This window comes from Pseudomonas sp. LBUM1656, from assembly GCF_059716065.1.
The window spans coordinates 2,463,706-2,486,079 of record NZ_CP166800.1; the positions used below are offsets into that span (position 1 = coordinate 2,463,706).

Here is a 22,374-nt window from a genome sequence, read left to right on the forward strand (position 1 = left end):
ACCACCATGAAACCCCAGTCACCTGACACCACAGAACACCCCGACGAACCGCGACCACCGGGCGAAGTCGAGCGCGACAACGATGCCCTGCGCCCCACCGATCCGACCCGGCGCAAGGAAAGCGGCAAGGGCACGCAAAGCGGCGAATCCACCGCGCAAGAAACTGCAAAAACTCCCTGAACTGCGTCTATGCTGAATTGCACAGTCGGCGCTGACCCTCGGGCCAGAGCCGTCTGCTGCCATTCATCACAGGGAATGTACCGCCTATGAAACTTCACGCACTGACCAAAGCCATTACCCTCGCTACCTTGCTGTCTGCTACCAGCCTTGGCGCCATGGCCGCGGACATCCCGCTGTCTGCCGTTGTGGAAGCGGATCAGGTCACCACCAAAGTTGTTTCGGTCGATGCGGCTAATCGCCAAGTTGTCCTGGAAGGGCCGGAAGGTCGTCAGGTCCATGTGCAACTGACCGAAAAGGCGAAAAACCTCGCCAACCTGAAAGTCGGCGATCAAGTCGACATCAAGGTCACCAGCGCCGTCGCGGCCTACCTCGACACTGATGTCGACAAAGGCCTGCCAGGTACAGTCGAGCGTGCCGGCGAAGTCCGCGCCGCCCCCGGCAGCGACAACCCGGGCGGCGAAGCCTACCGCCAGGTGCAGGTTCAGCTGAAAATCACCAAAATCGACCTGAAGAAAAACCAGGTGACCTTCGAAAACCCTGCCGGCCAGTCCAAGACCATCGACGTCGTACGGCCCGAAGTTCAAGCAAAATTGAAAGACCTGAAAGTTGGACAAAGTGTCGTAGTGACCTACACCGACATACTGACAGTGACGAGCAAACACGAAAGCTGAGTATTAGCTCTATAGTTTGATTGTTCTTGTACAACTTTTTTGTATAAGAACAATCAGTTTTAATGGTCTATCTAGTGAGTTTTTTGTTGTCGTACAAATCATATTTGAAGTGACATTTAATTAAGGTGGTATCGATAAATTTCATGATTATGTATACGGACAACTTTCCCGACTTCCATTAAAATACTTCCCGTTCGCCCAGTGGCAGGGCTCTTTACCAGTGCATGGATTGCCGAGGCCATTACACTGGGCGAACACCTCCTCGGGGCAGTACACACCTGCGGCAATACGTTAAGATGCGCGGCACTTTTCACATCAAGGATGAAAACGGCCGCCGCCGTTCTGACACGGATGAAACCACTCTCCCTCTATCACCCGGCCCTCTACTGGCTGCGCGTGTGGCAAAAAAGACTGTTCCGGCAAATAGCCTGGCGCTTCTCCAGCCGGCAATACGCCGTTTCGATCAACACCGAATCCCGCTTGCCCTTTCGCTACCTCAAACACACCTCCAAGCTGATTCGTAAACTCGGCAACTCCGATATTGCACTGCAACACAACAAAGTCATCAACCTCAAACGGGCCGTCTCATCAATAAACGGCATAGTCATCGCGCCCGGCGAATACTTTTCCTTCTGCCGCCTGGTCGGCCGACCGACCCGCAAACGCGGTTACGTCGAAGGCATGGAACTGTCATTTGGTGAAGCCCGCAGCGGCATCGGCGGCGGCATCTGCCAACTGAGCAACCTGATTCACTGGATGGCCATTCACTCGCCGCTAGTGGTGGTTGAACGGTCAAACCACAGCTTCGATCCGTTTCCTGACGAAGGGCGGGTGTTGCCGTTCGGCTCCGGGGCGGCGATTTTTTACAACTACATTGATCTGGTGCTGCATAACCCGACGGACCGGCATTTTCAATTGAAGTTAAAGGTTGGGGAACAGCAGTTGGAAGGGGAGTTGTTGTGTGACCGGGTGCGGGAGTATCGGTATCACGTTTATCAGGTTGGGCATCGGTTTTTGCGCGAGGGTGGGCGGGTGTTTCGGGAGAATGAGATTTGGCGGGAGGTGAGGAGTAAGGGGCAGGGGAGTGAGGTGTTGGAGAATGAACGGCTTTATAAGAATCGGGTGGTTGTTAAGTATGAGGTTGAGGAGAGTTTGTTGGTCGTGAATGTATAAAAAAACGGGTGATTTTAAAATTGCCCGTTTTTGTTTGGAAGTCGATAGAGCTTTGGGGGGGGCGAAGCACTAGTCGATAGGGTTGAGCCAGTACATCCGGATCAATTCCTGAAGTAAAGCTCATCCAGTTGCCGTCTCCGAATCCGTAGATATTCCTCCCATACCTTCGGGAAATCTTCATCTTTAGTGAGGGGGAAAGTCAGATAAATGTACTTGCCTTTAACACTTATATATTCGCGTGCACGTTTGAAGGCAGGTTGTTCGTACATCGAGATGCTTTCATCGTATCCGTCATGGCTGTGGGAGATGCTTACCCTGTGCGGAGCGATCATGCCTCGCGCAAAATCGATCACCCAACCTTGATCCAGCCCCGTGCTCAAATAGCCGTAAACGCCATCATTTGAGAGCCGAATACATGATTTTGCCTGCGCACCATCGTCATCGTTCACCACAATGATTTTGTCTCTGAAGTACTGGATGCTTCGCTGATCCGGTCCTTGCAGAACCAAATTCCAGCCTTCAGCTGACATGCGAAATTCGCCCTGATTCTCGAATTCTGCAATCCATCCGTTTGAAAGACTGATCTGGTGCTTATTCACGAGAGATCCTGCTTGTTTGATTGATAGGTAGGCGTTCTGCAAGTGGCGACTGTCTCACTTTTCCTGCTTTTCCTGCTTTTCGGAATTTTCTCGTTTTGTGGGGCACAGACAGTCAGAGAGCCAAGTCAGACATTGGGCTACCTTATCGGCATCGTCCATCCAGGCCGATTCTTTCTTATCCAGCTCCGTAAATGCATCGACTGCACTCGCTCGATAAAACATCATCCAGCCTTCGCGTCCTTCATTGACGATCAGGTAGGTTGTTCCATGGCCTTCGACAGTCAAAGACCAACAGCCGAAAAATGCGCGCTGGTCCGAGAACTCGATGACGGTGAACCCGGCACGCTTAATCGCATTTTGCAGATCGGCAAAAGGCATCGGTAGACTCCTGTCATGTGTGAAGCCATTTGAGACCCGGATTATGATATTTTTTGAGTTTTTCAGAGCTTATGTAGCCTCTCCACGATCTGTGCCGGGCGCATAGATGAGCATCTAGTCGATTTCCCGGTTCCTGCAGAGCTTAACAAATTCTAACGCTGCAGTTGGATCAGACATGTAGAGTTCATAAGCAACTCCACCTATCTGATAGTACTCTTCGTACTCCACCAGACGACTGCTGAAGGGTATCGAGACATAGGGTGTTCCAGTTTCCAGTTCTATACCAATAGAGAAGCGCTCGGTAATGCTTGTTAGCGTGTCATGGAATTTCATTTTTTCTCTAAAGATTCGCGATATCGCTAGGGCCGCCATCACTAATAAGCTTTGACAGTCGCCGGTTGTAAAGCTCAATGTCCTGCGCGTTCGTCGTTTTATTTATTTCTTGATGCAGAAATTCCATGCTTTTAGATATTGTCTGCTTTTCATTGCTAGACATATCGAGGATTAGGTCAAACCTGTTTTCAGATAAGACGGGTGCCTTTTTTCGCATATAGTAATAGCACCCTATATTTTCGAGAAGGTCGTTTGCGTCCTCTAGACTGTTTGTTACGGTAATTACGTATTTTTCAAACGCGCTTTTTAGAATAGACACGGGATTTTTTTGTGTCTCAAGAAAGCTGCAAAGCCCTTGCCAGTTGATGATGTGTAGTTGATTACCCCAGTCGGGATCTCTTGTGAAATAGATGCCGGATCCTCTGAAATAGTCTGGGATTTCATCTCTGTTTAATGCTTTTTCAAAATTGCTGATCATTGAAGATGTTCCCACTCATAAAAATTGGCTTCGGTTAAAGAGGGGGCTGATTTTAAAAAAATGAGGGCAAATTTCTGTCATTTAAAGATTTTCAAGATCAATGGAGCAGCCGTTGCTTTTTAGTTTTTGAAGTCGTTTTTCGAACGAAAGCATTTGTAGGTCTTTGGTTTTTATATCGTGCTCTTTTCTTAAAAGTCTAAATAGGCGGCCTATATTTTCTTTACTTTTGTTGTCGAGACTCTTGATCAGGTCGTAGTTGTCGGCGGATAGAAATGGGAATTTTTGTCTGGTTATGCAATATGCTGTTATGTTTGAAAGTAGACCTTCAGCGTCTTCGTAATTTTCATTGAGGTATCTCGCGTACTCTTCAAATATAGTCGACAATAAGCTCTGCGCAGCTTTTTGGGTTTCAAGTACGCCGCACATTTCGGCCCAGTTGCTTACATATAGATGATCACCCCAGTCGGATCCTCTAGCAAAGTAGATACCATTTCCTTTGAAGAATTCGGAGATCTCATGTTGATCTAAGGCAGTTTCGAACGTGGTTTTCATTGGGTTTAGTTTTCGCCCGTCTAAGTTTTTCAACAACGTCCCCACCCGCCTGTCATGGGTGATATTCTCTGATCCAATTAAAGCTATTTTTTTTGGTTCGCTGTCTTTCAGTTTAAGGTGCCCGCAAAGCCCCTGCCAGTTGTTGATGTAGAGGTGGTCTCCCCAGTCAGGATCTCGGGAGAAATATTGCCCTTGAACTTTGAAGAACTCTGTCGGCTCGTTGGTTCCATGTTTTTCTTGGCAATTACGTAAAAAGTTCTCATGCTTTCCGGAAGTTTATCTGCATCATCTGGGTTTATCTTTTGGTTATCTAAATGAAGTTGTAGTTGTTCTCTGTAACCATATTTTCTATAAGTGTCGGCAAATGATTTTTACTTAATTTTATTTCTCTCGTCCGCCCAATATGAAACTCTGGCTTTGGGTCTATCAACAAGGTAAAGCAAAAACGGGAAAGGTTTATTTCTTTCATTAAAATAAATCGTTCCGCTTTTTTCTTGTTTGTCCCGCTTGTTTGTTTTTATTTGAATTTCTGCGGTTCATTTGTCGAGTGTGATCATGTATTTGTCAGGGCCAGTCCAGCTGATCATCTTGAATTTTCCATTTAGAAGTCCTTTGTCTCTTAAGTACTCAAATACTTCTGCAGGACACCACTCTCTACCATCAGAAAAATAAAAATCAAGTTCTCTTAGTTTGTTAAATACTTCGGCTTTTTTTTCATCGGTTGGTGTGTTGATTTTATATTCGTTAAGATCGATATCATTTGTAAAGCCAATATCGATAAGTTTTTCTTTGGTTTTAGCCTCTAGAATTTTAACTCTAACAAAATCGCTGTCGGATTTTGTGACATAGGCATGGATTATATTCATTTCAGTAAAATCTCTGTCATGGTAGACACACCAGGCGCATCGGTAGTAGGGATAGAATCGATTACCATCTCTGGCGCCCCTCCCGGTAGATGGTTTCCTGGGCCTTCAAATTTTTCATTACCTGCAAGTGGACTTCTAGGCGAGCGTATCTTGGATACCATCAATTTTTCTGATTTTAAAGCCATTCTGAAGGCTTCCTTTTTCTAGTCCAAATGCGGCTTCTAAATTGAGAATTTGGTCTTTGCTCAGTGTCATTTTTCCATTTGCTGAGAAATCTCCAACTAGATCGCTGATGCCTTTTTTGTCAGAAATAAAGGATCCGTCTCTTCCGATGCTTGGGTATTTATCCCAAGCTATTGGGCTAATGTTGTACCCAACATTGTCTTCTAACATCTGAGCTTGGCGTTGTCTTGCTTGAAGAACTTTTGCGCTTGGTATGCCAGGATCACCCGGGTCTACTTTGGCTTGTGCTTCTGGGGTTTCTATTGCCCTATCGGGCTTACAACCATCTGCGCCAGGGCAGTTATTTAACCCCAACGGATCCACCCACCCCCGTAGGGTTAGGCACGTACTGGTAGTTATTCAACCCACCCGCAAGCTTGATCGGATCCGGCGTCAGGTACCGCCCGGTGCCCGGATTGTAGTAGCGATGCCGGTTGTAATGTAAGCCCGTTTCCCCGTCAAAGTACTGACCCTGGAAGCGCAGCGGGTTGTCGATTTCGGTAATATCGAGGGTGGCGAGGTTGCCGTAGGCGCGGTATTGCGCCGACCACATGATCTGGCCGCTGTAGTCGGTGAGTTCCTGCGGGGTGCCGAGGTGGTCGAGTTGGTAGTAGAACGGCTCGGCTTTGAGCGGGCCTTCGCCATCGAGCATGGCCAATGGGCGGAAGGTGCCCGGTTCGTAGATGTAGCTGCGATAGCGGTTGTCGGCGCTTTCGGCGATGAGGCGTTCGCCCTGCCACAGAAATTGCGTGGTGTGGCCATCGACGGTTTTGGCGATGCGGCGGCCAAAGGCGTCGTATTGGTAGGTTGCATTACTGCCGCCGGGGAGGCTGACGCCGATCAGGCGGTGTTGGCAGTCGTAACGGTATTCGGTGAAGAGTTTCTGTCCGGTGCCTCGACGTTCGCGCGCCAGGTTGCCGTAGGCGTCGTAGTCGTAGTGGCGGTCGCCTTGCATGAGCAGGCGATTGCCTTTGACGTTGGCCAGGTTTGCGGTTGGCTGGTCGCCCTGGCCCAGGAGGTTGCCCGCCGGGTCGTGGGCGAAGCTTTCCGGGGTGGTGCCACGGACGTTGATCAGGCGGTCGAGCGGGTCGTAGTGGTAGCTGCGATTGCCTTTGCGGCTGTCGTCGATACCCGCGAGATTGCCATTGGCATCGTAGGCGTAGCGACGCTGGAACAGGTTGCGATCTTGCTGACCCACCGTGTGGGCTTGCAGTCGGCCTTGTTCGTCGTACTGGTATTGGCTGAGCAGCAGGCCTTGTTGACGTTGCTGCTCGCGGCCGGCGCTGAACTGGTGAGTGGTCAGGCGTGAGCCGTTGAGGTCGATGCTGCTCAGGCGACCACCGGATTGGTGGCGGTAGTCGAGTTTGCTGCCGTCGGGGAGGCGGCAGTGGCTCAGTTGGCCGAGTTTGTCGTACTCGTAACGCGTGGTGCCCCAACCCTGGTGTTCGGTGATCAGGCGGTCTTGCAGGTCATACTCTTAGGCTAGGGGCCGTCGTCGACGTTTACTTTACGCCGGACCTGAATCGAAATTCTCCGGCGCGGGGTAGTCGACTGTATTCATGCGTGGACACGGCTAACCAACTCCGTTCAATAATTTTTTGGTTCTTCTGCCTTGGCTTCGTTTAGGTTGGCCTTAAAGTACGTCATGAAGTCTTGCCCTTGCGCGAAGGCTTTTTCGATCTTCATGCTTTGCTCTTTTAGAGCGGCGCTTGGTTTGGCCCATTGTTCAGAGGGTAACGGTTTGGACCACTCAGCAATGGAATCAGGTAGAGATTTCATGCTGAAACGATGGTCCCATTCAGCAACCCAATACGGAAAGCGCCATAAAGTGATTACATGAGTGAAATACCACCAGCCAACACCTAACGCGGAGCGTTCGTTGTGTTGGTACTCCTCAATCATATCCCCGCGCTCTTTATCAAATGTATGGCGGCCTTCGTACGGTGCTTTACCGGGGCAGTGTTGTGGTCCTCTTTCCATGTAAACACGTATCGCCTCCCATTTACCCAAACCATGAACTGGAGTCATTACTCCCTGGTTCACAAAATGGACGGTATCTGTTTTAGGGTCGTCAAATGCCATGCCAAACGTATAAGTACTCATGACGCCGACCCCAGTCACACCAGTACTGACAGAAAGCCAGGACACCATTTCTTCCCAAGGTTGGATGACCGGCTCGTCAGACCCATTAGCAAAAAAACAGACTTCGCGGTGTTGTCTATTGAAGCGTATCGGGCGGGTACGGACTTTGGCTAGAGTAGTGCTGATGACAACGTAGAGCCCCAGAACTGTGGCTCCTGCTGCTCCCCAAGCGCCGATTGCTGCGCCGGTAGGGAAAAACTCTATGAAAATATGTGTAAATGATCTGCCATAGGGATCACCAAAACTCATTAGCCCGGCGATGAAGGGGCCGATTATTAAACCCACAATCAGTATGAGCATGCTGCTTGCGATCATAACCCTGGTTTGGAATGCCTTATTGACGTTACTGCTACCTACGTCCAGGTAAGTGTCGTTGACATCAAGGAAGCTTCCCCCCAAATCCATTGGGATCTGGCCGGTAGGGACGGGGAGTGGCGAGAAAAATACTGCTTCGCCAGTAATAAAACGTCGAGATTCACCAGCGACGGGGCGCTGCTGTCGAATATCGAACTCGTCGTACTGTGGAGAGGTAGGTGTCATGCAGGATAACCATAAAATGCATCTCTAGCATGAGGTAGTCGATTAAATTTATGCATCAAGGACGTGACTCATCGTTTCCATTCAATTATTTGTTGATTCTTCTGCCTTGGTTTCGTTTAGGTTGGCCTTAAAGTACGCCATGAAATCCTGTCCTTGAGTAAAGGCCTTTTCGATTTTCATGGTTTGCTCTTTCAGAGCGGCGCTTGGTTTGGCCCATTGTTCAGAAGGCAAAGGTTTGGACCATTCGGCAATGGATGCAGGTAGAGATTTCATGCTGAAACGATGGTCCCATTCTGCTACCCAGTACGGAAAGCGCCACAAAGTGATTGCATGAGAAAAATACCACCAGCCAACGCTCAGAGCGGAACGCTCGTTGTGTTGGTACTCCTCGTGCATATTTGCACGTTCTTGATCGAAAGTATGGCGACCCTCGTAAGGTGCTTTATTCGGGCAGTATTGCGGTCCCTTTTCCATGTAGAGGCGGATCGCTTCCCACTTGCCCAAACCATGAGTTGGGGTCATTACACCTTGGTTTACAAAATGCACGGTATCGGCTTTAAGATCGTCGAAGGCCATGCCGAATGTATAAGTGCTCATGACGCCTACACCGGTAACACCAGTGCTGACCGATAGCCAGGACACCATCCCTTCCCATGGCTGAATCACAGGCTCATCAGACCCGTCCGCGAAAAAACAGACCTCACGGCGTTGCCTGTTGAAGCGTATAGGGCGGGTTTGAGATTTTTTTCTTGTCGTGCTTATGACGACGTACAAACCAAGGGCCGCGAACGCTGTTCCTCCCCATCCTGAAATATATAAACCCGACTCAAAGAACTCGCTGAAATACCAATAGAAATCACGGCCAAATGGATTGTTGAATGTCGAAAAGCCCATGATCGTCGGTAAAACTAATAGACAGGCAATTATAAAACCCATAAAAAGGCCGATCATCGCTCTTGCCTGAAATGCCTTGCCAAAGTTGGTGCTACCTACATCGAGATAGGTCTCATTGACCTCGATGAAGCTACCCCCTAGATCCATTGGAATCTGTCCGGTGGGAACCGGCAGTGGAGAGAGGAACAATGTTTCGCCTGTGGGAAAACGACGAGTTTCCCCTGCGACAGGGCACTGCTGTTGAATATCGAGCTCGTCGTACTGCGTAGATGTAGGTGTCATGCAGGATAACCATAAAATATGTTAGGCCTAGGACGCGTCCACTGCAGGCTCTTTATCCTGTTCGGCAAATTTCACCTTGAAGTAATCCAGCAGGTTCTGGCCTTTGGCGAAGGCCTTCCTGATTTCGGCGCTTTCCTTAAGCAGTTCTTCACTAGGCATGGCATGTTGGTCAGCGGGAAGAGGTTTTGACCAGTCTTGGACTTCTTTGGGAAAGCCAGCCTTAGTGCGGTTATTGACCCAGCCGGAGATGTAGCACGGTAACGTCCAACCGCTGAGGAATTGAATCATCAAGAAGCCAAGAGCGTAACGAAAAAAGGAGTGATCGGAGCGATATCCCTTACGGCACATGTGGAAGTAAGCGACAGTACCCTCTTCAAACTCCTCCGGTTGAGGCGTTGGGAGTGCTGAAGGGCCTTCTTCCATGTAGGCGCGAATGGCTTCCCATTCGGAGACAGCCTCATTCAGGCCCCCGCTGGGCACAGTGACCCAAAGTACATCCCCGCTGCTGGCATCGCGTAATCCCATCATCAGTTTGAATTCGGGCATGACAGCATATTGAGTGATAAGCCTACCTGCAGAGACGCATGCGATCACACTTTTCCAAGCGACATACCGAGGTTTCGCGCCTCTGTAAGGTACATACACGACTTCCCGACGCTGGCGATTGAAACGAATTGGAGGGTGGGCGCTGACTTGGCGTACTGCGTAGTAAAAAATACAGAGGTACATGATGGTTAGAAAAGCAAGAAATCCCCAGACCACCGAGCTCATGAAAAGATTACTGAAACCAATCAAAAAAGGTTGGTGATGGGTGCGTAGCCACGCGCCAAGAATAGAGGCACAGAAAAAGAAGACCAGCATGCAAGCTACCGAGCCGATGGCTCCTCTTGCCATGAATGCGAAGGCTCCTCGAGTGAGGGCGAAGTCGAGATAAACGTCATTGGCGTCACGATGCAATTGGCGGCTACTGAAAGCAGGTAGACCTGTGGGGAGTGGTTTTGGCGATATATAGACAACGTCAGTGCCGGACTCTTTCTCAAAGTCTCCGGCATAAGGTAGTCGATCGTAATTATGCTTCAACAAAACGGCTCATCAGGTGGTGGCCTCAGTCTCTTGGTTCGGTTCGGAAAATTTCACCTTAAAGTAATCCAACAGGTTCTGACCTTTGGCGAAGGCCTTCCGGATTTCGGCGCTTTCTTTGAGCAGTTCTTCACTCGGCATAGCATGCTGGTCGGCGGGTAGAGGTTTTGACCAGTCGAGGACTTCTTTAGGGAACCCTGCTTTAGGCCGATTGTTTACCCAGCCAGAGATGTGGCAGGGCAACGTCCAACCGCTGAAAAACTGGATCGTCAAAAAGCCCCAGGCGTAACGTACGAAGGAGTGATCTGCACGGTAGCTGCGACGGCATAGATGGAAAAAATCGACAGTACCTTCCTCAAGCTCATCTGATTGATCTGGTGGTAAGGAAACCATTCCTTCCTCCATGTAGACACGAATTGCCTCCCACTCAGAAATGGCAAGACTCAAGTTGCTACTCGGGATCACAGACCACAGCACATCACCTGTGTTGGCATCTCTTAAGCCAATCAGTAATTTAAATTCAGGCATTACTGAATATTGAGTAATGAGCTTTCCAACAGATACGCAAACAATGACATCCTCCCAAGGTATATAGCGCGGGTTATCGCCTTTTTTGGGGATGAATACAACTTCGCGACGCTCTCGATTGAAACGGATGGGTGGGTGAATAGATACTTGGCGAGCTGCCTGAAAGAAAAAATAAATGTATGTTAGAGAGATTGCTCCGATAATCGACCACAGCACGGGGTTGAAGAAAAATTTCAACCAAGCAAAAAGGAAAGGTTCTTCATATCTTCTAATCCAAGACGCGAATCCTGAGAAAAAGAATAATAGTGTCACGATTAGCATTATCGACCCGATGCCGGTTCGTGCCATAAATTCAAAATTACCTTGCCCGATAGCGAAGTCCAGAAAAGTTTTGTTCGCATTACGATGCAGTTGACGTGCACTAAACGGTGGCATTCCTGTGGGGATGGGCCGTGGCGAAATATAAACCACTTCAATGCCGGATTTTTTTTCGAAGTCTCCGGCGTGAGGAAGTCGGTCGTATTTATCGTCAAAGGCACTATTCATCAATTGGTGGACTCGGGCTCGCGAGATGGCTCTGCAAACTTCACCTTGAAGTAATCCAACAGGTTCTGACCTTTGGCGAAGGCCTTCCTGATTTCGGCGCTCTCCTTGAGCAACGCTTCGCTTGGCATAGCGTGTTGCTCGAGGGGGAGAGGTCTTGACCATTCCAGGATTTCTTTAGGGAAGGCGGCTTTGGGGCGGTTATTGATCCAGGCTGCGATGTAACAAGGTATCGTCCAGCCACTGAAAAACTGAATAATCAAAAATCCCCAGATATACCGTAGGAACGAATGATGAGAACGGTATCCTTGTCTACACATATGGAAATACGCGACTGATCCTGCTTCGAATTCATCTGATTGCTCCATGGGTAACGCTTGAGGCCCTTCCTCCATATAGACACGTATGGCCTCCCACTCAGCTATGGCTTGGTTCAAATTTCCACTTGGAACACTGACCCAAAGCACATCGCCATTTTTGTCGCGAAGTCCGATCATTAGTTTGAACTCGGGGATTACAGCATATTGAGTGATCAGCTTGCTAACTGAAACGCTCGCGATAACCTCTTCCCACGGCACATAACGAGGGGTCATTCCCTTCTTGGGAACATAAACAACTTCCCGACGTTGGCGATTGAAGCGTATGGGAGGTTGATTGCTGGCTTGGCGAATTGCAAAGAAAAATACGCAAAGGTAAAGAGTTGCAAGTGCTCCCACAAAACCCCAAACCGCAATGCTTGTAAAGAAATCAAGCCAACTACTCCAAAACGGCTCTACATCTCTTCTTATCCAAGACCCAAACCCCGTTGTAAAAAAAAGAAAAATTAACAGGAACATCACCGCCCCAATTCCTGCTCGGGCCATAAACTCAAAACTTCCTCGGGAGATGGCAAAGTCTAAGAAAACTTCATTGGCATAGCGGTGCAGTTGGCGCGCACTGAAAGGTAGCACTCCGGTCGGTACCGGTTTTGGTGATAAATAGACTATCTCAGTCCCCGGTTCTCTCTCGACATCACCTGCGTGAGGCAGCCGATCATATTTGTTTTCAAACATGTAGATGCTCCGGTTTTACGTCGACCCACTGTAATGGTGTTCGACTGGCTCGGACGGATGGCTCGCCATTAACGACGCTATTTTTTCCAGCCCCAAGAAAACTTAAAGATACGGGGTAATACAGGTATTCGTCCGTAGCTTTCAGGGGGGCATTCGCAATGTCAGGCTGAACACTCAATCGCAGTTTAAGTTGAGATTGCTCACCGCACCAGTTTTCAGGTACGACGAGCCGAGCGATAAGGGGGTTAATATTTGCTAAGCTTAATCCATCTCTGACATCAATGCCCACATCTGCGGCGTTACGATTCAGTTGCGCAGATAGCTCAGCTTGAACCCGAATTGGATGCTCTTTTAGTTCATCTAAGCTTAATCCTGGGAATGTCAAGAGCAGTGTGCGTACGGGTGTAGTTCCCTTATTTTTTTCGCTAAGACCTAAGTCAGTAATAACTGGTCTGAGATTGGACTCCGCCAGGCCTTGCTTGTGGGCATCCATATCCCAGTTTTTATTCTCTTTGCCCCAGCAGCTATGCAGCATCCAGTTTTGTTGGTCGTCGAGGTTGAAATAGTTATAGATAGACTCCCCGCCCAATTGTAAGGCAGACAGTGCTAAAGACCATGGCGTCAGGCGACCCGCAAAGCTGAAAAATCGCAGACCGTTAGCACTCCATGCAGTACTCAGTGCTTTTACTTTTAAGCCGGGTGGGGACATGAAAAATTGCCAACCGAGCGAGCCTATTTCTTTCGACATTTTAACAGTGATAGCAGCGTTCACACCTACACTGCCGATGTCGCCTGTCAGAGCCAAAAGTGCACCAGCTTGTTCTCCAGTTGTCCCTGTACGAAGAGCGTCGGCCCACTTGCTCCAATTGTCCCATGCCGTACCAATTGAGTTTATAAGAGCAAGTGGAGATATAAGTACTCCGAGCCCGAGTCCTAACTTTCCAAGTTTTACAGAAAAAAGTGTTCCTCCCTGCCCAGAAGTACTTGCTTTAGTGGCGTGAAACGCTTTGTCTACAATAGTTATGTGCACGTTCTGATAAACGGAAATGGCAGATGCTGCTGCGCCAGTTACTGCGCCGATGAAAATAACTCTTTCTTTAAGAGAAGGAGCTCCAGAGATTTTTCTCCATGTCGTGAGAGCTTCTTTTAAATTCCATACTTGCATGAATAACGCAGCCATGGGAAGCATGCTGCTTTTAAGTGCCGCAGTCCCGACTCCGGTCTCCCCAAAGCTCTTCCCTGCGCCCATTTTCAAACGATTTACCTCGTCGTCAAACATTTTTTGTTGAGCTGGGCTTAGCGGGGTTTGAAGGCCTATTTGGCCTTTAGCGAGTTTGTCAGTCGGGATAGTGGATTCTTTTATTTGGTGATTTAACGCCTTGATTTCGTTTTCTAGCGGCAATAAAAGATTGTTTAGCCGAATTTTTTCATTGTTCGCAACATTTCTCTCTGCTGGGCTAAGGCTGGTTTTTTTGCTCAGGGCCTTCTGTTTGTCCCGATTGATAATTAATGATTCATGTTTTTCTATATGCTTAGCATGTAGCGTAACTCGTTTTATAAATAGATCCACATCGTCTTTGTTTGCAACTTTTAATTTGATTCCGCCTTGTTTTAAGGCGTATAGAGCACCCAGTCGTTGTCCGCGATTGCTGTATGTTGATAGTTTATCCAAGTGCGCTTGTAGGCCAGGGCCATCTAATTGCTTTTGTAACTCTGCCAGCCAGTCCTGTAAACGTAATGCAATCGCAGGATCATATGCAGCGTTAACAATGTGACTTGCTGCTAAAGCATTTGGATTTAAATCGGGACTGTTTGCCCAATGGTTCCCAAGGAGCGCGCCCATTTCGTTGACGCGTACTTGCACATCGCTGAGGCCGGCTTCCAGGTTTCTGGCGTCGTCGAACCACTTGAGTAAGTCTCCATGTTTCTTAAACAGAAAATCCGTATCAAGCCGACTGGCGAACCCTGGCAGAACAAAGTATGGAGCTCCATGAAAGTATTCGCCTAGTGCCCTCAGACTCTCATCGGTCCGACAGATATCTCGAACGCAGTTTTGTTCAGTGATTAGTGTCGACATCAACTGATCAGGAACATCCGCATCGAAATACCACGCACTCATGTGGTATTCGCTTTTGGTAAACAACCCCACCCGGTCGTCAGTAATGCGGTTGAGTCGAGAGGTCCAGCGCTTCAAGTGCGAGCGCTCGGTTTCCAGGTATTTGTTCATTTCCTCGTAGCGGACGAGGTCGTGAATGCCACGAGCGCCCAAGCCTTTGCCTTGCACAGCGGCATGGCTTTTGTCTTCCAGCACCTCAATGTCATCTTCCAGATCGCTGTAGAGACTTTTGCCAAGGGAGTCGATCATCTCCTGCTTTTTGGTGTTCATGACCTTGTAAGCGGCGCCGACCTTTGGGTTGGGTACGCGAACCCGGCTCACTCTCTGTGGCAGATCTGTCGTGCTGGTTCTGGCTCCGTCGTATTCATTTCGTGAATTAACGTAGTCATAGATTTTTTGTCGTTGCTCTGGTGTGGTTTTTTCGAACAACGCATCGCTGGTACCTGCCTGGCGGGCAGATTTTTCACTAACCACCATGAGCGTTTCGATGTAATTACCGATGGAGTACTTAAGGTCGTTTTTCTCCTTGAGTACCCATTCATCGATCCAGCCGACCACTTTATCCTGCTGCTCGGCAAGATCACGCATTACTCCAATACTGTCTTTGAACACCAAAAAGAAATGGTCTTTTTCATAGGCGGCCAGCAACGACTTCTTTATCGTGCCGAGTTGAGTCGCCTTGAACAGATCCTTCTGGTCTTCCCAGATGTAGTCCTTACTTTCCTCGGGGTGCGCGCCCGCTGGCGGTGCTTGTGTAGCGGGTTTCTCCGCGACCTCTGCGATCCATTTTTCAGCCTGTTTATCAGTCAGCAGGTTTGGGCCACCTTTTTCAACGTCGCCTTTGGCGAGGTTCACCTTCTGCATGAACAGGTCGCGCTCTTTGCTCGATTTGAGCATTTGCGAGCACTTGGCGGCGGTCCATTGGACTTCGGCATAGGCGATGTGCAGGGCGCTGCCACGGGTGAAGATCAGGGCGTTTTCGCCTGCGGATCCCGTGCGCTTGTCTTGAGTGGCTTCTTTGCCTTTCCAGATGCACTTGGTGACGACGCCGTTTTTGACTTCGTATTCGTGCAGATAGCCAGTAGTGTTGTCGATGACGTAGAGCCAGCCATCACGCAGCAGGCGAATACCCAGTGGGCGAGAGACGGTTTTGTAAGGTAGCGAGATTTCAGCAGAAGGGTCGAGCCGTTCGACAAGACCATAGCGCAGGGGAATCAGTTGAAGCTTCTGCTTCATCTGCGGGCAACCGCCCGTGGCGCACTTGCCATCGGTGCGGGGCAAGTCGACTGCGTTTGGATTCTTACCTGTCTGGCTCATTCGGAATTCCTTTCCAGCATCGGGTAGCAAGGGCGGCTCGGCTCGCCCGCTTGCTCAATTCTTGGTGATGACGTGAGTACGGCTACCGGCGGGTTTTGCCAACGCGCGGCGCAGTCTCACAAAAAGCTGCCTGTTAGGCAAAGAGTGATGCTCATTGGAGCGCTCTCAATCCGGTCATGTGGCCCGTTCCTGGGCAATATCGGCGACCCGTTCGAGTCGTTGAGCGGGCGTTTGTTCCGAAGGGGTCTTGAGTATTGCATCCAGGTCGGGATGTTCCTCCAGCGCTCGCTCACCGAGAAACCCGTGAATGTTGGCATAAAGTGTGATGTCGAGTTCGGTGTTGAAGCCGCGATCGTACGAGGTCGATGCCAATGCGTGCAGGTGTTCCCAGCGCTGCAACGGCATCGATTGTGCCTGATAGGACGGAAAGTATTCGTGCATGTGTTGGTCGAGGCGCAGGACGATGCTGCGGAAATTCACTTCGTCCAGTTGGCTGAGTTGCTCGTCGCTCAAGCGGTAGCGTTTGCTGTGGTTGGGCTCGGGGGCTTTGCCCGGTCGCTGGTTGATGTGCCAGCAGCCCAGCGCCGCGTCGGCAGTGACGATCTGTGAGCACGGGCCGAACAGGGTAGGGTCCTTGAAGCTCTCGGCGTGGCTGAGCAATGCGTGGGCCACGGCAGGGTCGGCGACGCGCAGCAGGACTTCTTCACCCTGAGGGTGCATGACGCTGGTCAGCCAGCGGAAGTGTTCGACCATTTGCGCCCAGGGTTGATCGCTGAACACCAGGTAGCCCCACTCCTGGCGGGGCTCAGCCAGAAACTTCGCGAGGATGGGATTGTTCTGGGTTTTTATCTGGACAAGGCACGGCGAAACGTCGCCCAACTCGGCCCACTGCGTGCCGAGGTAGAGTGGCTCGAAAACCGGATCGTCCGACCATTGATAAAGGTGCTGGGGCAGTTTTTCGACGCTGACGCCATCCAGCAGCAAACCGACCGTGCCATTCCACGGCAATCCTTGAGGCAGCCCATTTTCCAGGGGCCAATCGGACTTAAGCATTTTGCGCCTCCAGTTTGGCCTTTTCGCAGATCGCGCAGATCGGCTTCTTCTGCATCAATGCTTGACGCTGTGCCGGCACCAACAATTGCCCGGCCTTGTCCGCATCCGCCTGCTTCAACGGCCCCGGCAACAACGGCGCCGCTCCCGTCCCGCTACCCGGCCCACCCCCGGAGTTCATATTGATCACCGGCCCGCTCATGGTCACGCCGCTGGCGTCGATCTTGATGAAGCTGCCGCCACCAATCAGGGTCAGTTCGCTGCCCGCTTCGAGCACGACTTTCATGCCGCTGCTCAGGTGGATTTCCTGGCCTGCGTCGATGAATTGCCCGGTGCCGATCTTGATGTGCTGGTTCACGCCGACGGTCAGGTGGTCGTTCGCCCGGGTCTCTACTTTGCGGTCGGCGTAGACGGTGTGGTGTTCTTCGGCCTTGAATTCGCTGTAGCTGTTTTTCTCGACGGTGTCGTGGCGTTCGTTGCCGACGCGGATTTTCTGGTCGTGTTCGACGTTTTCGTCCCAGTCGCGCTGGGCGTGCAGGAAGATTTGTTCCTGGCCTTTTTTGTCTTCGATGCGCAGTTCGTTGAAGCCGCCACCGCCCTTGGAGCTGAGGGTTTTGAAGGTGCTGCGGGTTTTGTTTGCCGGCAGCGGGTAAGGAACGACGTTTTCCTTGTGGTACAGGCAGCCGCTGATCAGCGGTTGGTCGGGGTCGCCTTCGAGGAAGGTGACGAGCACTTCCATGCCGATCCGCGGGATGGCGATGCCGCCGTAGTGGGCGCCGGCCCAGGCGGAGGAGACGCGCAGCCAGCAGCTGGTCTTGTCGTCGGCCTGGCCTTCGCGGTCCCAGTGAAATTGCACTTTGACGCGGCCGTACTGATCGCAGTGGATCTCTTCACCCTTGGGCCCGGTGACCACGGCACTTTGGCTGCCAAGGATGCGCGGCTTCTTTTGCGTCAGCGGCGGACGGTTCGGCACGTCCCACGGGGTGGCCTGGAAGCGGTTGCGGTAGCCCTGGTGGAAATCGCCCTTGAGGTTGGTCGTGTTGCTGGTGACTGACTCTTCCAGCACTTGCGGCTGTTTGCCTTCGTGGAGGACTTCGGTCAGCAGCCACAGGTCGTTCCATTTGGCTTTCGGGTGTTGGGTCAGGGCCAGGAAGTGGCCGCTGACCAGCAACGGCTGATCGCTTTTGCCTTCGGCTAATTGAAAGTCGCTGCGGTGACGTTCCAGGTTGCGCTTGGCCAGGTGTTTGCCGCGCTCACGGTCGATGAAACGGCCTGGGTAGTCGTAGTCTTCGAGGTCGGGCAGAGCGTCGCCGCGGTTTTCGCTTTCGAGGGTGATGCGCGGTTTTTCGAAGTCGTAGTCGCGGCGGGTGGTACGGCTGGTGCGGGTTTCCAGGCGTAGGTCGAAGCGCTTGATCACCGGGTCGTTGGCGACCATGCCGGAGTCTTGCTGGTAGGCCACGGGTGCGAGTTTCGGGAACACCGTCTGGTCGTCGCCGAACACCAGTTTGTGGGCCGTGGCGCTGTGCTGGAAGTGGTAGTGGATACCTTCTTCCTCGCACAGGCGCTGGATGAATTGCAGGTCCGATTCATCGTACTGAACGCAGTAAATGCGCTCGGGATAGATCGCCCCGACTTTGAATTCATAGGCATTGCTTTGGATGCCATGCTCTTCGAGGACCATACCGATGATTTTCGGCACGCTGAGGTTCTGGAAGATCCGTTGGTTGATGCGGTGCGCGAGGTAGGACAGTTGCGGGCGCAGGGTCACCGCGTAGCGGGTCAGGCGTTTGCCGGAATCACCCTGGGCTGCGCGATAGATCTGGCCATGGATGCCGCTGCCGTCAGGCGAGAGCTGCAAAAAGGCCGGTTTGTGCAGCAGGGTCTCGAGGTCCAGGGACGGCTGTTCACTGACCAGTTCCACCTCAAACACAAAAGGCTGGCTGATGGCTTCCCGACCATGCAGGGAAAGGACCTGGAAGTCGCTGGAAAGACCTTCGATGGTCAGGGCAAAGTGAGTTTGATTGGCCGGCGCGAACATCCCTTGTTCCTCGTGCAGTGCTGCGGCATGCGCTGACACCCGGAAACCGGGTCAACGGACGCGAAATTCTGGAAGGGCGGAAACAACATCGACCAGCAGAGCTGGCCGATGCTTTAGACGGTCGGCCTGACTCAGGCGACCGGCAGACGCCAGTCATCGGAACCCGAAGTACCGGATACTTCGTGGGTCCAGGTGATTTTGCGGTAGGTGAACTGCACTTCTTCCAGGTGCGTGAAGTGGGAGTTCGACGGATCCTGGCAGTTGTGCATTTTGTTGTTGATGGCGACGATGATCGCGTCTTCCAGTTTGGTGGTGTAGTAATGCTCTTGGGTACCTTGAGCCGAAGTGCGGTACCACTGGATAACGATTTCGCTCATGCGCTCGCCGGAGGTCAGAGCCGCTTGCAGCAGTGGCGAAGCCTTGTCGTAGACCTTGGTGATCACGACTGGCTTGTGAACGCGCTGACCGGTCGGTTGGCCGGACTGTGGGTCACGCGGGATGATCACGTCGTGGCTGAAAGCCTGAACCATGACCTGGTCTTCGTGACCTTCTTGATAAGTGTTGCCAACCGAGTCGGCGGTGAATGCGCCGGCGGTGATCAGACCTTGTTTTTCGCCAGTGACGGACATGTACGCTGGAGTAGCCATGGATGTGCTCCTTGCTGAATAAAGTGAGAGTGCCCGGGAGGCGGTATCGCCCGGTGGGTGCATGACTGTTATCAAGGTCCGTGCCAGAAATGAACAAAGCTATGTAAATCAAGTGGTTGAGATTATTTTGTGGGCCTTGAAAAGAGGTCCAGTCAGAAACTCGAAGGAATGTGCGCAAGAACTTGCGCACCACTGCGCAACTTCTTGCGCACTCGACTGGAAGGCCTGACAGGCTGGGCGATCAGCGCCTCGCAAGGGTCATTCGACATAAGGGGTGCGCAACTTCTTGCGCATCAAGGCTTGGGGCTATCAGTCGATGGCTTCGCGCATCCGGTGCAACGAATCGACGGGCCGGGTGGTCCATAAAAACAGCGCCGTCGAGCGTCCGAACAACCTGGAAGTGGAGTGAGAACGACATGAAAATCCTGATGGTTTTAACGTCCCACGATCAATTGGGTGACACGGGTAAGAAAACCGGCTTCTGGCTGGAAGAATTCGCCGCACCGTACTTCGCCTTCAAGGATGCAGGCGCTCAACTGACCCTGGTTTCGCCCAAGGGTGGCCAGCCGCCGCTGGACCCGAAAAGCGACGAGCCGGATGCACAGACGGCTGCCACTGATCGCTTTCGCAAAGACTCCGCGGCGCAGTCAGCGCTGGCGTCTACGGCTGTGTTGAGCACCGTCAGACCCGAGGATTACGACGCCGTGTTTTATCCCGGCGGTCATGGGCCTCTGTGGGATCTGGCTGAAGACAGCTATTCGATCTCGCTGATCGAAGCGTTCATCAAAGCGGGTAAACCGGTCGCGGCAGTCTGCCATGCACCGGGTGTGTTGCGTGATGTCAAAGGTGCGGATGGCCAGCCATTGGTCAAAGGCAAACGAGTCACGGGTTTCACCAATTCTGAGGAAGAGGCGGTGCAACTGACGAATGTCGTGCCGTTTCTGGTGGAGGACATGCTGAAGGAGAAGGGGGGAGAGTATTCCAAGGGCGCGGATTGGGCGAGTTATGTGCTGACCGATGGCTTGCTGATCACCGGGCAGAACCCGGCGTCGTCCGAGGCTGCGGCTGAGGCGTTGTTGGCAAAACTGAAGTAAACACAGGACTTGTAGCAGCTGGCGCAGCCTGCGTTCGGCTGCGCAGCAGTCGTGAAATCAGGCACTGCGGTTTTTCAGATAAACTGCGTTTACCGGATTTACGACTGCTTCGCAGCCGAACGCAGCCTCGCAGGCTCGACAGCTGCTACAGGTCCGTGCCGCGCCTAGATAGTGGAGCTTAACGCGGAAAAACACTGCTCGATCGAGCGCCGCTGGGTCTCGGCATACAGCCCCAATTCGTCAATGGTCGGCCGCCCCAGCGCCTGTTCAAACACTTGCTGGTTCGAATGCACGCCATAATTGACCTGCGCCGCATCCCCCAGGTTCGACTGAAAAATCCCCGCCGCGCTCACCGGCAGAAAATCCTCATACACCAACGGTTCAACCCGCAAATAGCCGCCGCTGAGCAACGTTTCCAGTGGCAATGATTTCAGCTCGTCCGCCGCCAGGCCTTTTTCCGTGAGGAAGTAGCGAAAGTACGCCAGTTCCTGTTGGCGCATGCCTTCGTAGGTGTCAGGGAATTCGCTGAAGTGCTGAGCCATCAGCGCGTTGTAACGTTCTGCATTGGCCTCGTTGGGGAAGTCCTTCAGCTCATCACGGGCGGCGTTGAGCAAACGGTCGTAAAGCGCCCGGCCTTTCGGGGTGAGCGCTGCGCCGCGCTGTTCGATTTCACCGAAGCGGGCACTGTGACTGCCGCGAGTCTCGGCTTGATCGGTGAAGGCAATCGGTTCGTCGAGCGCTTTGAAACTGGTCTGACGCAGCAGGATCGGGCACTGGCGGCGGGGTGGCCCTTCGATGACGGCTTTGGGCGTTATGCCGTGGGCGGGCATTTGCGCCTGGACGATATCAATGTCCAGGGTGCGCGGTGTCAGGTGATTGATGTGTGGGCCTCTGAACGCGACCACGTCGGCGATCAGTCGATGCTGCGCGCTGAGTTTCTGGTATTGCTCGGCGGTGACGGTTGCGCTGTGGTGCCAACGAAAGGTTTCCAGTGCCTGCTCGACGAAGTCCTGGGCATCTTGTTCGGTCAGACCGCCCTCGGTTTCAGCGCGGTCGATCAGTGAAAGCGCGGTCGGGGTGAATATCTGACGCTTATCCAGCACCGACTGGGCGAAGGCTCGCAGTTCCAGGTCTTCGATCAGTTCCAGGCGCAGCAGTGAGGTGAACACCCGAAACGGACTGACCTGCAGGGCGGCTTCGTGCACGGCGCGAAACGCGGTGGAGTGCACCGGTACGCCGGCTGGGGTCAAATCGTAATAACCCACGGGCTGCATGCCCATCACCGCGAACAGTCGGGCGAGGGTGGCGAGTTCGCCTGCGGTGCCGACGCGGATCGCGCCGTGACGCTCCAGGTCCAGCCGCTCGATTTCGCCGGTGCTGCTCAGTTGACGGGCTACCTGCGGGTCGCTGTCCAGCACGTGACGGTTGGTCTGCTCCACCAGATTCATCAGCGCGCCGTACAGCGGCACTTCTTCGCGGTACATGTCGGACATCGCTTTGGAGAAGCGTTGGCGGATCAGGTCAGGGCTGACGAAGCTTGGGTGGCTCATGAAAAAATTCCTGGCGCGGTAACGAGAAGGATGTGGGAAAAGATCGCAG

Annotated in this window: 21 protein-coding genes and 1 pseudogene; 5 read left to right on the top strand and 17 right to left on the bottom strand. The window is 52.1% G+C overall.

Annotation, left to right across the window (positions count from 1 at the left end; translation table 11 throughout):
• Nucleotides 1–6: 6 nt before the first annotated feature.
• From ACA072_RS11135 to ACA072_RS11145, 3 genes are all read left to right on the top strand, one after another.
• Nucleotides 7–180 (top strand): hypothetical protein, encoded by a 174-nt coding sequence (locus ACA072_RS11135; RefSeq protein WP_178082312.1) that lies wholly within the window; start codon nt 7–9, stop codon nt 178–180.
• 86 nt (nt 181–266) lie between these two features.
• Nucleotides 267–851 carry a hypothetical protein gene (locus tag ACA072_RS11140; RefSeq protein ID WP_497624336.1) on the top strand — a complete coding sequence of 195 codons (585 nt, stop codon included), beginning with the start codon at nt 267–269 and terminating at the stop codon, nt 849–851.
• A gap of 351 nt (nt 852–1,202) precedes the next feature.
• The gene (locus tag ACA072_RS11145) at nt 1,203–2,024 is read left to right on the top strand and encodes a VanW family protein (protein ID WP_497624337.1); all 822 of its coding nucleotides are present in this window, start codon (nt 1,203–1,205) and stop codon (nt 2,022–2,024) included.
• 101 nt (nt 2,025–2,125) lie between these two features.
• Here the strand turns inward: ACA072_RS11145 and ACA072_RS11150 are convergent, their stop codons facing one another.
• The 16 genes and pseudogenes from ACA072_RS11150 to ACA072_RS11225 form a co-directional block, all read right to left on the bottom strand.
• Nucleotides 2,126–2,623 (bottom strand): hypothetical protein, encoded by a 498-nt coding sequence (locus tag ACA072_RS11150; RefSeq protein WP_462026667.1) that lies wholly within the window; start codon nt 2,621–2,623, stop codon nt 2,126–2,128.
• A 54-nt stretch (nt 2,624–2,677) separates the two neighbouring features.
• The gene (locus tag ACA072_RS11155) at nt 2,678–3,001 is read right to left on the bottom strand and encodes a hypothetical protein (protein WP_497624338.1); all 324 of its coding nucleotides are present in this window, start codon (nt 2,999–3,001) and stop codon (nt 2,678–2,680) included.
• Nucleotides 3,002–3,341: 340 nt separating this feature from the next.
• Nucleotides 3,342–3,812, bottom strand: a complete 471-nt coding sequence (locus ACA072_RS11160; RefSeq protein WP_497624339.1) for a hypothetical protein — start codon at nt 3,810–3,812, stop codon at nt 3,342–3,344.
• A gap of 81 nt (nt 3,813–3,893) precedes the next feature.
• Complete coding sequence (locus ACA072_RS11165; RefSeq protein WP_497624340.1) at nt 3,894–4,397, bottom strand: hypothetical protein; 504 nt, start codon at nt 4,395–4,397, stop codon at nt 3,894–3,896.
• A gap of 503 nt (nt 4,398–4,900) precedes the next feature.
• A complete protein-coding gene (locus tag ACA072_RS11170; RefSeq protein WP_497624341.1) occupies nt 4,901–5,230 on the bottom strand; it encodes a hypothetical protein in 330 nt (109 codons plus the stop codon).
• Between the two features lie 135 nt (nt 5,231–5,365).
• Complete coding sequence (locus ACA072_RS11175; protein ID WP_497625061.1) at nt 5,366–5,767, bottom strand: hypothetical protein; 402 nt, start codon at nt 5,765–5,767, stop codon at nt 5,366–5,368.
• Nucleotides 5,740–6,929: pseudogene (locus tag ACA072_RS11180) on the bottom strand (RHS repeat-associated core domain-containing protein); the annotation flags it as partial. The pseudogene ACA072_RS11180 and the gene ACA072_RS11175, both read right to left, overlap by 28 nt.
• Before the next feature lie 110 nt (nt 6,930–7,039).
• Nucleotides 7,040–8,134, bottom strand: coding sequence for a DUF6708 domain-containing protein (locus ACA072_RS11185; RefSeq protein ID WP_497624342.1), 1,095 nt, complete (start codon nt 8,132–8,134; stop codon nt 7,040–7,042).
• 81 nt (nt 8,135–8,215) lie between these two features.
• Nucleotides 8,216–9,310 carry a DUF6708 domain-containing protein gene (locus ACA072_RS11190; protein WP_497624343.1) on the bottom strand — a complete coding sequence of 365 codons (1,095 nt, stop codon included), beginning with the start codon at nt 9,308–9,310 and terminating at the stop codon, nt 8,216–8,218.
• A gap of 27 nt (nt 9,311–9,337) precedes the next feature.
• Nucleotides 9,338–10,390 (bottom strand): DUF6708 domain-containing protein, encoded by a 1,053-nt coding sequence (locus ACA072_RS11195; protein ID WP_497624344.1) that lies wholly within the window; start codon nt 10,388–10,390, stop codon nt 9,338–9,340.
• 12 nt (nt 10,391–10,402) lie between these two features.
• Nucleotides 10,403–11,464, bottom strand: a complete 1,062-nt coding sequence (locus tag ACA072_RS11200) for a DUF6708 domain-containing protein (protein ID WP_497624345.1) — start codon at nt 11,462–11,464, stop codon at nt 10,403–10,405.
• Entirely contained in the window at nt 11,464–12,513 is a 1,050-nt protein-coding gene (locus ACA072_RS11205; protein ID WP_497624346.1) for a DUF6708 domain-containing protein, read from the bottom strand. Before ACA072_RS11205 ends, ACA072_RS11200 begins: the two co-directional genes overlap by 1 nt.
• On the bottom strand, nt 12,506–15,946 hold the full coding sequence (locus tag ACA072_RS11210) for a toxin VasX (protein ID WP_497624347.1): 3,441 nt from the start codon (nt 15,944–15,946) through the stop codon (nt 12,506–12,508). Before ACA072_RS11210 ends, ACA072_RS11205 begins: the two co-directional genes overlap by 8 nt.
• A gap of 174 nt (nt 15,947–16,120) precedes the next feature.
• Nucleotides 16,121–16,999, bottom strand: coding sequence for a DUF4123 domain-containing protein (locus tag ACA072_RS11215; protein WP_497624348.1), 879 nt, complete (start codon nt 16,997–16,999; stop codon nt 16,121–16,123).
• Nucleotides 16,992–19,034 carry a type VI secretion system Vgr family protein gene (locus ACA072_RS11220; protein ID WP_497624349.1) on the bottom strand — a complete coding sequence of 681 codons (2,043 nt, stop codon included), beginning with the start codon at nt 19,032–19,034 and terminating at the stop codon, nt 16,992–16,994. The genes ACA072_RS11215 and ACA072_RS11220 overlap by 8 nt, the downstream gene beginning before the upstream one ends.
• Nucleotides 19,035–19,165: 131 nt before the next feature.
• Nucleotides 19,166–19,681 carry an Hcp family type VI secretion system effector gene (locus ACA072_RS11225; RefSeq protein WP_033058787.1) on the bottom strand — a complete coding sequence of 172 codons (516 nt, stop codon included), beginning with the start codon at nt 19,679–19,681 and terminating at the stop codon, nt 19,166–19,168.
• Nucleotides 19,682–19,955: 274 nt separating this feature from the next.
• Here ACA072_RS11225 and ACA072_RS11230 point away from each other — a divergent pair, with 274 nt between their 5' ends.
• Complete coding sequence (locus tag ACA072_RS11230) at nt 19,956–20,090, top strand: hypothetical protein (protein WP_497624350.1); 135 nt, start codon at nt 19,956–19,958, stop codon at nt 20,088–20,090.
• Nucleotides 20,091–20,097: 7 nt separating this feature from the next.
• Complete coding sequence (locus tag ACA072_RS11235) at nt 20,098–20,775, top strand: type 1 glutamine amidotransferase domain-containing protein (RefSeq protein ID WP_497624351.1); 678 nt, start codon at nt 20,098–20,100, stop codon at nt 20,773–20,775.
• A gap of 164 nt (nt 20,776–20,939) precedes the next feature.
• On the opposite strand, the gene hglS is transcribed toward ACA072_RS11235, so the two are convergent.
• Nucleotides 20,940–22,325, bottom strand: coding sequence for a 2-oxoadipate dioxygenase/decarboxylase HglS (gene hglS / locus ACA072_RS11240; RefSeq protein WP_497624352.1), 1,386 nt, complete (start codon nt 22,323–22,325; stop codon nt 20,940–20,942).
• Between the last annotated feature and the right edge of the window lie 49 nt (nt 22,326–22,374).